We start from the raw sequence: 543 nt of genomic DNA on the forward strand, positions 1-543 counted from the left end.
AGTCTCAGTAAGTGCAAGTGCTTCAGCGTCATTGAGCGCAAGCCAGTCAGTTTCATTAAGCACAAGTGCTTCAGCATCAGTAAGCCTGAGTCAATCAGTTTCAACAAGCGAGTCTGCTTCAGCGTCATTGAGCGCAAGCCAGTCAGTCTCAGTAAGTGCTTCAGATTCAGCAAGCACAAGTTTGAGTACAAGCCTCAGTGCATCAATTAGTGAGTCAGATTCAGCAAGCACAAGTTTGAGTACCAGTCTCAGTGCCTCAATTAGTGCTTCAGATTCAGCAAGCACCAGCTTGAGCACCAGCCTCAGTGCCTCAATCAGTGCCTCAGATTCAGCAAGCACGAGCCTGAGCACAAGTCTCAGTGCCTCAATTAGTGCTTCAGATTCAGCAAGCACAAGTTTGAGTACCAGTCTCAGTGCCTCACTCAGTGCTTCAGATTCAGCAAGCACAAGTTTGAGTACCAGTCTCAGTGCCTCACTCAGTGCTTCAGATTCAGCAAGCACAAGTTTGAGTACAAGTCTCAGTGCCTCAATTAGTGCTTCAGA

General features: G+C 47.5%; 1 protein-coding gene. It reads right to left on the minus strand.

Features of this window, described 5'->3' with window-relative positions; translation table 11 throughout:
* Window positions 1-90 precede the first annotated feature (90 nt).
* A partial coding sequence (locus SCRDD08_RS11720; protein WP_196756193.1) for a hypothetical protein occupies window positions 91-543 on the minus strand: 453 nt, incomplete at its 5' end.

This window comes from Streptococcus cristatus, from assembly GCF_001578775.1.
Taxonomy (GTDB): domain Bacteria; phylum Bacillota; class Bacilli; order Lactobacillales; family Streptococcaceae; genus Streptococcus; species Streptococcus cristatus_A.